Genomic DNA, 11225 nt, shown 5'->3' on the forward strand with positions numbered 1-11225 from the left:
AGAATCCTCGTTGCAAAGCAATGTCTTTTGCAAATGAACCGCTTTAATCAGCTGTATCAGAAAAAACATTACTTTACAACGAGGTCTATTATCTACAAAAAAAGTCAACCTTATTCAGGCAAGTACATTCATTCACTATTGCCTATTCACTATTCACCAGTGATCCCCCTTACTTCCGTTTCCCCTACTTTTGCGCGATGAACCTGACAGAAAGAGACAAACAATATATCTGGCATCCGTTTACACCACAGAAAAACATGCCTGTACCCATGCCCGTGGCTTCGGCCAAAGGCACCCTGCTGTACGATACCGATGGCAATGCTTACATCGACGCCATCAGCAGCTGGTGGGTAACCATTCATGGCCATGCACACCCCTACATTGCCGGGCAGCTGTACAAACAGGCCCTCACGCTGGAGCAGGTGATCTTCGCCGGCTTTACGCACGAACCGGCTGTATCACTGGCAGAAAAACTGCTGCAACTGCTGCCCGGTAATTTCAGCAAGGTGTTTTACAGCGATAATGGCTCTACCGCTACCGAGGTATCCTTAAAAATGGCCGTACAATACTGGTGGAACAAAGAACAGCGCCAGCGCAAAAAGATCATCGCACTGAAAAACTCCTATCATGGTGATACATTCGGCGCTATGAGTGTGAGCGACCGCAGTGTGTTTACACTCGCTTTTCATGATCTGCTGTTTGAAGTACTGTTTATTGATGCCCCTGCCCCGGAGAATATTGCAGACAGCATTGCCCTGCTGCAGCAACACAGCAATGAAACCGCTGCCATTATTTATGAACCGCTGATACAGGGCGCGGGCGGACTGAAAATGTATAATGCCGCTTCACTGAATCAACTGCTCGCAGCCGCCAAAGAAGCCGGTATTTTATGTATTGCCGATGAGGTGATGACAGGCTTTGGTCGCACAGGCAAGCTGTTCGCCAGTGAATACATCAATATCAAGCCCGATATTATTTGCCTAAGCAAGGGACTTACCGGCGGCACCATGCCATTGGGTGTTACTGCCTGCACCGATGTTATTTACCAGGCTTATGTACAGGACGATCAGCTGAAGACCTTCTTCCACGGCCATTCCTTTACCGCCAACCCGCTTGCATGCACAGCAGCGCTGGCCAGCCTGCACCTGCTGCAACAGCCCGGCGCCATGGAGCGTATTGATAGCATTGTACAAAGCCACCGGCAATTTGCCACCACCATCACCGGCCATCCGCACATCAAAAACCTGCGCCAGCTGGGCACCATCCTGGCCTTCGAAATAAACAAGGGGAAAGACGAGTACCTGAACAATATCAGTCAAACCATTACTGCGCAATGTTTGCAGGAAGGCGTATACCTGCGCCCCCTGGGCAATACGGTGTACCTGATGCCGCCTTATTGCATTACTGCGGATGAGCTGAGCAAGGTGTATGAGACGGTACGCAAAGTAATTGCCTAATGTGGAAACCACTGGTGAAAAGTGAATAGTCAATAGTGAATAAAACAGCCACCGTTGCCGTTGCCAGTGTCCCCACCGGCAACATTCGCACGACAGGAAACAGCTGCAAGCCTGTTTGGTATAAATCGCCTCCGGCGACAGGTTTTATACTCGCTTAGATCGTCTCGACGTGTCGACTGTCGATTCTCGAAATTGTTACTCGAGATCACTTACCACTCACCTGCTTTTATCACTCCCCGCTTACTGCCTTCACATTATTGCTTCTATCTGCATCCGGCAGCTTTGCATCCGGGTCAATGGTTACCTTATCGGCTGCTGCAGGCACAGGTATGGTAATGGTAGTTGCTTTTTGCTGCAGCCAGGTTTCCACAGGCAGTGTAAAGCGCTGGTGTGTGCCATTGAGCAGGGCAATATCAACCACAGCAGGGAAAGCCTGTTTATCGAGATTTGCAAAGCTGATACGCACCACCTGCCGGTTACCTTCTTTTGCATTTACAGCATTTGTTACCGCAACATCATAACGCCAGTTATTGTAAAACCAGCTTCTCCAGAACCAGCTCAGGTCTTCACCTGCCCCATTGTCCATAGCGCGGAAAAAGTCTTCCGGCTGCGGATGTTTGAAAGCCCAGTGTGCGATGTATTGTTTAAACGCATAGTCAAAACGGTCGGCGCCGAGAATCTGCTCGCGCAGCAATACCAGTCCGAATGCAGGTTTGAAATATGTTAAGGGGTGACGGTATTTCTCCGGTATCGCATCGGGCGCAGTCATGATAGACGGGCAGGCCGGGTCAACGAGCACCGGCACAATTTCATCAGCGGGATTGCCGCCGCCTTCTGCGTATTCTGCATCGCGTTTGGGTGCATATTCGCCCTTGTTAAAAACATCCGATGCATAAATATCGATAAACGTGTTAAAGCCCTCATCCATCCAGGCAAAGCGTCGTTCGTCAGAACCGACGATCATGGGAAACCAGTTATGGCCAATTTCATGGGCCGTTACCCAGAACAGTTCCTTGCCTTTATCGGTGATGCCGTCGAATAAAATACCGGGATACTCCATGCCGCCTGCAATACCTGCTTCGTTGATGGCTACGGAGTAAGGATAGGGAAACCATTTCTCTGAAAAGTATTCAATAGAACCTTTCAGGTATTCCGTAGCACGGCCCCATGCCTCGTTGCCGGCGCTTTCAACCGGGTATACACTCATGGCCATTGACTTTTTACCATTGGGCAACCGCACGCCGGCTGCATCCCATATGTATGCACCGGATGCGCCGAAAGCCACGTCACGCGTGTTTTTCATGAGGTAGTGCCAGCTAAGGGTGCCGCTGTGTACAGGTCGTGATGCAGGGTCACCTATTTCAGCAGCGCTGCGAATCATGATGGTCTTGTCGCTGTTGCGTGCCTGCGCCAGGCGTGCGATCTGTTGTTTGGTGAGCACGGTTTCAGGGTTCAGCAAATCACCCGGACCGGCAACAATGATATCCCAGGGAACCGTAACGGTATAATCAATATCACCATAATCATAATAGAATTCGCTGGCCAGGTATGGCAGGGTATTCCAGCCGCGTGCGGCATCGTACACGCACATATGCGGAAACCATTGTGCTATTTCATAAATAGTACCCTTGCTGGTGGCTACATAATCTGTACGGCCGCCAAAAGCACCGGGAATGGTATAATGATAACTGATCTGTAAAGTAATTGTACCGCCCTTGGGTGCCAGTGGTTTGGCAAGGCGCACCTGCATGCGTGTATCGGTAATGGTGTAATTGGCCTGTACAGCTGCATTCGGGCTGGTTGTTACACCGGTGATCACAAAACCATTGGTATGTGCAGGTGCAGTAGCGCCGGTTAAAAAGTTGGAACGGGCATCACTGCGGTATGTATTCTGATCCAGGTTCAGCCACAGGTATTCAAGTGAATCAGGACTATTATTGGTATAGGTAATGATGGCAGTGCCGGTTAATTCTTTCGAAGTTGTATCAATGGTGGCATGCAAACGGTAGTCTGCCCGGTTTTGCCAGTACTGCGGGCCGGGATTGCCATTGGCTGCATGTATCGCGTCGCCGTTCTGGGTATAAAATACCGGCGAAAACAATGCAGCCGGCTGATACTGTGATGCTGCACCTGTTTGTGCATATGCAGCACCGGTTGCGCACAGGGCCATACCACACAAAAAAGAAAGGGAATGTTTTCTCATGATAAAACGATAATCAAACAATATTTTAATGATAGCGGGTAAAAATAAGCGTAAGCGCTGAGCTGCAAGCGATATAACGGTGCTTTTCTTTTAATAAGGCATCATCCGTGCAGATACAACAGCAAAAGCAGTGCAGATGCGACAGCTAAAATTTGGTTTTTATTTTTTTTATATATATTTTTATTCCAGCATCTGCAATAACCAAAACTGCAACTGAAATCCCTTTATCCTTTGTTCCCACTGTTACTAATACATTAATGGCTTGCCAGGTACCGTACCCTTGGCTTAACGTTTCTACTGTTTGTATTTATTTTAATCTGTACCATTTGAACAATGGTGGTTTGTACTGCCATAAACCCTTGTAACAGCCCGTTTTTATTCCAACTTGCCATTACCATTTTCACCAGCGTTTGTAGCGCAATTTTTTCGTATGCCCGTGCGTGCCTTCTGCAAACCCGGAGATGAATTGTTATGCCCAACCGGCTTTTTGTTGAAGAATAGCATGAATGAATAAAAATAAATAAGATTGAACAACGATTGTCTTGCCCTTGAAAGTAGTTTGCCTTGCCATGTAATAACCATTTGAACTGCACCTTAAAAAAATGCGACCATGACTAGTACTACTTTTATCGTGGGTATAACCCCTTTTGAACAGCCCGACGCAGATTTAGCCGTAGCCCTTGCCAAAGCCGGCCTGTTCCCTGTTATCCACGCAGGGCGCGATGCGGTGAAGGCCAATGCAGCCGTAGCACGGTTTACTGCACAATGCAGCTTACCCTTCGGCATCTGTTTTCCTGAAACATTCTCCGGCACTGTTGATTTGCCGCAGCAGGCCACCATGGCCATTGTTCCCTTTCACTCAAGACTGCCCATACCACGTCATGTACAGTTATACTACCAGGTATATTCACTGGAAGAAGCACTGGCAGCAAGCGCTGCAGGCGCAACAGCACTTGTACTCAAAGGCAGTGAAAGCGGTGGCTGCAGCGGGGATACGGCCGCCTTTATATTGTTACAGCAGGTATTACAGCAAGCACCCGGCATCCCGGTGTTGCTGCAGGGTGGCATAGGCGTGCACAACGCAGCAGCAATAACCGCACTGGGCGCAGCAGGTGTAGTGCTCGATAGCCAGCTGGCCTTGTTTCCTGAAAGCAATATTCCCAAAAGCACACGCACTATCTGCGAAAAGCTCAATGGCAGCGAAACCAGGCTGATAGGGCATTACCGCGTACTGGTGCGGCCAGATTCACCGGCATTGACTGATGACGCAGTTATTACAGACTACTTTACCGGTTACGATGTTACGCAGGCTTACCTGCCCATTGGCCAGGATATAACACTGGCGATTGACCTGCAACAGCAATACAAAAAACTCAGCCGCCTGTATTTTGCCATGCGTGAAGCCATGCACGGCCATTTAAAACAGGCACAGCATTTTAATATACTCAGCGCAGGCAACAAACTTGCGCAGCAACTGCAACTCACCTACCCCATTGCACAAGGCCCCATGACACGCGTAAGCGATGTGCCTGCCTTTGCAGCAGCCGTCGCAAATGCAGGCGCACTGCCATTTGTAGCCTTATCGCTGTTAAAAGGTGAACAGGCAAAACAACTGCTGCGCGAAACCAAACAGCAGGCCAACGGCAACACCTGGGGAGCAGGCATACTCGGGTTTGCTGACGCGGAACTGCGCAACGAACAGATTGGTTATATACTGGAAGAAAAACCACCGGTAGTACTTATTGCAGGCGGTACACCCGCACAGGCCAAATCGATGGAGCAGGCCGGCATACCGGCTTTTCTGCATGTACCTTCTGCATCGCTGCTTGATTTATTTCTACGCGAAGGCGCAACAAAGTTTGTGTTCGAAGGCAGGGAATGCGGGGGGCATGTAGGCCCGCTGTCGAGCCTGGTGTTGTGGGAAAAACAGATCAACCGGCTGTTGCAGGAAGACGATCTCAGCCGCATCTCCATATTTTTTGCAGGTGGCATACACGATGCACGCAGCGCTGCACTGGTAGCCACCATGGCCGCACCACTGGCTGCACGCGGTGCAGCGATCGGCGTACTCATGGGCACTGCTTATTTGTACACGCAGGAAGCAGTGAGCACCGGCGCCATACTGCCCCAGTTTCAGCAACAGGCCATAGCACAGCAACACACGGTATTGCTCGAAACAGCACCGGGCCATGAAACACGTTGCCTGCAATCGCCTTTTACTGATTTCTTTAAACAGGAGAAGCTACGCCTGCAGCAGGAAGGCGTTCCTAAAAAAGAAATATGGGAACAGCTGGAATCGCTGAATGTAGGCCGCCTGCGTATTGCAGCGAAAGGACTTGAACGCAATGGCAACAACCTGCAGCAACTCAACGAACAGCAGCAGCTGCAAAACGGCATGTACATGATTGGGCAGGTAGCTGCCCTGCAAAACAAAGTGCTTACCATGCAGCAACTGCACCAGGCGGTTGCAATGGACAACTATGCACTATTACAACAAGCCATGCTGCCTGAGCAGCCTGTGCACGACGATCAGGCACTGAACATAGCCATTGTAGGCATGGCATGTATCTATCCCGGTGCCCGGAACGTGGAAGAGTTCTGGCGCAACATTATACTTGGGAAAGATGCCGTAACCGAAGTACCGGATGAACGCTGGAACAAAGCACTGTACTACGATCCCGCCTCTGTCAATGGAGATAAAACACCCAGCAAATGGGGCGGCTTTATTCCATCTATCGACTTCGATCCGCTGGCCTTTGGTATTCCCCCGCAATCACTTGCCGCCATAGAACCCACGCAGCTGTTAAGCTTGCTGGTAGCCAAACAGGCATTGGACAATGCCGGTTATGGCAGTGATGCATTAAACAAAGAAAACGTATCGGTGATCATCGGAGCAGAAGGCGGTAACGATTTGGCAGGCAGTTATACATTCCGCTCGCTGTTTACGCAGTTATTTGGCGAAATACCCGCTGAGCTGGATGCTGCGCTGCCAAGAATGACGGAAGATTCCTTCCCCGGTGTACTTGCCAATGTAATTTCAGGCCGTATTACCAACCGCCTTGACCTGGGTGGCAGAAACTATACGGTAGATGCTGCCTGCGCTTCTTCCCTGGCTGCGCTTGACCTCGCCTGCCAGGAACTGCAACTCGAAAAATCAGACATGGTGCTGGCCGGCGCTGCCGACCTGCACAACAGCATATGCGACTACCTCCTGTTCTCCAGCACGCAGGCCCTTTCCCGCAAAGGCCGCTGCAGCACATTCGACGCAGGGGCCGATGGCATTGCCCTAGGCGAAGGCATTGCGATGCTGGTACTGAAACGCCATGCCGATGCTAAACGCGACGGAGACACGGTTTACGCCGTGATTAAGGGCATCGGCGGCTCAAGCGATGGCAAGAGCCTCGGGCTGACCGCGCCGCGCAAAAACGGCCAGTTACGCGCCCTGGAGCGCGCCTACACGCAGGCAGGCATTTCACCTGCTGCCGCAGGTTTAATTGAAGCACATGGTACAGGTACCGTTGTAGGTGATAAAACAGAACTGAGCGCGCTGTCGCAAATGTTCCAGCAGTCAGGGGCTTTAACTGCACAAACCTGGCTGGGATCGGTAAAAACACAGATTGGCCATACCAAGTGCGCAGCCGGTCTGGCCGGTGTTATCAAAGCAGCCTTGTCTGTATACCATGGTGTAAAACCTGCAACACTTCACCTTAGCACGCCCAATGCATATTATAAAGCAGGTGAAAGTCCGTTTGCCTTTAACCAGGTAGCCGGTGTATGGAACAGCACACGCCGCGTAGCCGGTATCAGTGCTTTTGGCTTTGGCGGCACCAATTTCCATGCAGTGATAGAAAACGATACACAGGCAGCTGCACCCGCTGCACTCAGCATATTACAGGCGTGGCCATCGGAGTTGTTTGTGTTCAGGGGAAAACAATTCAGTGATGCGCAAACACTGCTGCGCAGTGTGCATACCCTGCTGCAACACAACGATGGCACCAGTTTAACCAGTATTGCCTTCAGCCTGCACCAGTACAGCAACGATCCCATCCAGCTGTGTATTGTGGCCAATGATGCAGAAGACCTTGCTGTAAAAATCAACCTGGCCTTATCAGGCGCAGCAGCAACCGGCGTATACCCGCTGCAGCCCGTAGCAGGCAAGGTAGCCTTCCTGTTTCCCGGGCAGGGCAGTCAGCGTATTAACATGGCGCGCGACCTGTTTGTGTGTTTCCCTGCGCTGCGCAGCTGGCTGGCGCAATACCCTGCTTATGAACAACTGCTTTTCCCTGCTGCCGTGTTTACTGCGCAACAGGCAGAAGAACAGAAACAAGCCATTAAAGACACACGCATAGCACAACCCCTGCTGGGCATTACAGGCATGGCCATTGCACAACTGTTACAACTGCTGGGTATTACGCCCGATATGGCAGGCGGACATAGTTATGGCGAACTGCCTGCGCTTTGCCTGGCAGGCGTTTTTGCACCCGATCAGCTGGTGCCCTTAAGTGAACAGAGAGCCAAAGCCATACTCGATGCCATTGAAGATGACAAAGGCACCATGATGGCCGTAAGCTGCAACGAAAACGATTTGCAGCAAATACTTTCGCTTGAACCGGGTGTTTATGCCGTTAACCACAACTCGCCCCAGCAATGGGTGCTCGCCGGTGGCACGGAACCGATGGAACGCCTGATGCAGCAGCTGAGAGACCGGAAGACTTCCTTCCGCCAGCTCGAAGTAGCGTGTGCCTTTCACAGTCCGCTGTTAAGCAAATCAAAAGCATTGTACCAGCAGGTATTGAACAATGTGCCATTCCGCGCGCCGGCCATACCGGTATGGAGCAATACCACGGCCGAACGTTACCCCACAACAGCCACTGCCATCAAGGAACGCTTAACCGATCACCTGGTGCAGCCCGTACTGTTCAGCGCACAGGTACAGCAGATGTACGCAGCCGGGGCAAGGGTGTTTATAGAAGCAGGTCCGGGCAAGGTGTTGAGCGGACTGGTTAAAAACATTCTTGGTAAAGACGAACTGTTGTTACACACCGAAGACAAAGACCAGCACGGTATTACCCACCTGCTGCATATGCTGGGCCGGTATATTGCCAGCGGTCGCGAAGTGGCCTTACAGCAATTGTTTGCCGGCAGAAAAGCAGCGATACTCAATCTCGACAACCCGCTGCAACATGCACGCAGCAACACCGTATGGAAGGTAAATGGCCATATGGCCCTGCCTGTAACCGGCAAACTGCCGCCGCATGGCGCCATGCCGGTTACCACGCCACTGCAATTAACACAGCCACACTGGCAAACAGCCGCACCGGTTGCAGCCGGCACATCTGAACAGGTGGTGCAGGAATACCTCAGCAATATCAAAGCATTGATACAGGCGCAGCGCGATGTAATGATGGGCTTTCTTGGCAACCCGCAGTTGCCCGCAGTTACCCCGGCCGTAGTAGTACAGCCCGCAGCAGCACAGCAATTGCCATCACCACAACCAGCAGTGGCAGCTGTAACAACTGCAACACCTGTTGTGGCAGACCTGAAACAACTACTGCTCCACATAGTAAGTGATAAAACAGGTTATCCTGCAGACATGCTGGGCATGGATATGGACATGGAAGCCGACCTGAGCATTGATTCCATCAAACGCACCGAAATACTGGGCGAGCTGAAACTGCGACTAGGTGGTGATTGGAACGGCAGCACCGAACAACTGTCACAGGGCAAAACACTGCAGGCATTGTTACAGGTACTGCAAAGCGCCGCGCCCGTACAGGCAGCCGTAGCACTGGTTACAGCAGCTGAACAAACACATATCGTATCATTCAGCGCAGCAGAACTGAAACAGATTTTACTGAATGTTGTAAGCGATAAAACCGGCTACCCCGCAGATATGCTGGGCATGGAGCTTGACCTGGAAGCCGATCTCAGTATCGATTCCATCAAACGCATGGAAATTATCGGTGAACTCAAAACAAAAACAGGCTTCAGCGGAAGCGACCAGCAAAGCGAACAGCTAAGCGCCCTTAAAACCCTGCAGGCACTGGTCAACTGGCTGGCCGAAACCCTCACCCGCAGCTTTGAGCCGGTAAAGGAAGCGCAGAAGATTATTGAAGAAGGATTCACACCTGCCACGGGCAATGCTGTACTCAGCCGCCTGCGGCTGGAAAAAACTGCGCAGCCTTTAAGCAGCGCCAATAGCCACAACCTGCAGGGATGCAGCTTTGCCGTTGCCGGAGATACAGCAACATTGAACGAATTACAGGCATTACTGCATCCGCTTGGCGCAACCGCAGTACAAGCATTGCCGGGACAAATGCCTGTGCATTGTGACGGGTTTATACAACTGGACCTGTTTAATACATCATCACCGCTCAGCATCGCCGATAGCATGGCCATGCTGCAGCAACTCAACTGGCAGCAGCTGAAATGGGTACTGGCTGCAAGCGACCTGACTGCACATGCACGCAATGAAAACACAGCTGAAGTACTAAGCCGCATACAGGGATACCAGGGGTTTATCAAAAGCCTTGCAAAAGAATACGAACACGTATGCTGCAGCAGCATTGAGTTGCAGCAGCCCATGCCCGCCGATCAGCTCGCAGCACTATTGCTGGGCGAACTACAGTATGCCACCACAAGCGCAGCCATCAGCTACGATAATGGTCACCGTTTTGTGCTGCAGCCCATGCCTGCAGCATTGGAAACACATACCGCTTCTGCCCTGCAGCTCACCAAGGAAAGCGTGGTACTGGTATTGGGAGGTGCACAGGGCATTACTGCAGAACTGATGATTCGCTTTGCGCAGGATTATCCCTGCCACTTTATACTCGTAGGCCGCTCTGCCGACCCGCGTGAACTGGCAGCAACAGCCGGCAGCCACCTGCACACCAAAGAGCAGATCAAACAATGGCTGATCACAGGCGGCACGGTGAAACGCCCTGCAGAAATAGAACAGCGCACCCAGGAAATACACAAGAACAACCAGGCCCGCAAAACCATTACCGCACTGGAGCAAACAGGCGCAACCGTTAGTTATTATTCGCTGGATGCACGCGATGAAACAGCACTTGCACAGCTGGTACAGCAACTGTACAGCACCTATGGCCGCATAGATGGCGTAGTGCATGGTGCCGGTTTACTGGAAGACAAATTGTTTGCACAAAAAACACCGGAATCGTTTGAGCGCGTGTTTACCACCAAGGTAAACCCCATGCGTGTGTTGGCTGCACAATTACAGCCAGGCCTGCAATTCATGGTATTGTTTTCGAGCGTGGCCTCGGCCTATGGCAACCGCGGGCAAACTGATTATGCCGCAGCCAACAGCGTGCTGGACGCCAGTGCAGCATTGCTGCGCAGCAAACTGAATACACATGTGATAGCCATTAACTGGGGCCCGTGGAAGGGAACAGGCATGGTATCGCCCAGCCTGGAACGGGAGTACGAACGCAAGGGCATTGCACTGATTCCGCTGGCACATGGCATGGAAGCCTTTATGCAGGAACTGCGGCACGGCAACGACAGCCAGGTAATTATCATGGCCGGTTAGCCAGCCGCGCATTGCC

General features: G+C 51.5%; 3 protein-coding genes. 2 read left to right on the plus strand and 1 reads right to left on the minus strand.

What is annotated here, in order from left to right; all coding sequences use genetic code 11:
- The first annotated feature begins 197 nt into the window (after nt 1-197).
- Nucleotides 198-1457, plus strand: a complete 1260-nt coding sequence (gene bioA / locus DXN05_RS14400) for an adenosylmethionine--8-amino-7-oxononanoate transaminase (protein WP_116847982.1) — start codon at nt 198-200, stop codon at nt 1455-1457.
- A 229-nt stretch (nt 1458-1686) separates the two neighbouring features.
- Here bioA and DXN05_RS14405 read toward each other — a convergent pair whose 3' ends face one another.
- Complete coding sequence (locus DXN05_RS14405; protein ID WP_116847983.1) at nt 1687-3660, minus strand: M1 family metallopeptidase; 1974 nt, start codon at nt 3658-3660, stop codon at nt 1687-1689.
- Nucleotides 3661-4270: 610 nt separating this feature from the next.
- Between DXN05_RS14405 and DXN05_RS14415 the strand changes: the two genes are divergently transcribed.
- On the plus strand, nt 4271-11209 hold the full coding sequence (locus DXN05_RS14415; RefSeq protein ID WP_116847985.1) for a type I polyketide synthase: 6939 nt from the start codon (nt 4271-4273) through the stop codon (nt 11207-11209).
- The last annotated feature ends 16 nt before the right edge of the window (nt 11210-11225 follow it).

The organism is Deminuibacter soli (assembly GCF_003412455.1).
Lineage (GTDB): Bacteria > Bacteroidota > Bacteroidia > Chitinophagales > Chitinophagaceae > Deminuibacter > Deminuibacter soli.

Bases quoted from the DNA above. Each gene is read 5' to 3' on its own strand.
- bioA (WP_116847982.1), top strand. From the start codon at position 198: ATGAACCTGACAGAAAGAGACAAACAATATATCTGGCATCCGTTTACA.
- DXN05_RS14405 (WP_116847983.1), bottom strand. From the start codon at position 3,660: ATGAGAAAACATTCCCTTTCTTTTTTGTGTGGTATGGCCCTGTGCGCA.
- DXN05_RS14415 (WP_116847985.1), top strand. From the start codon at position 4,271: ATGACTAGTACTACTTTTATCGTGGGTATAACCCCTTTTGAACAGCCC.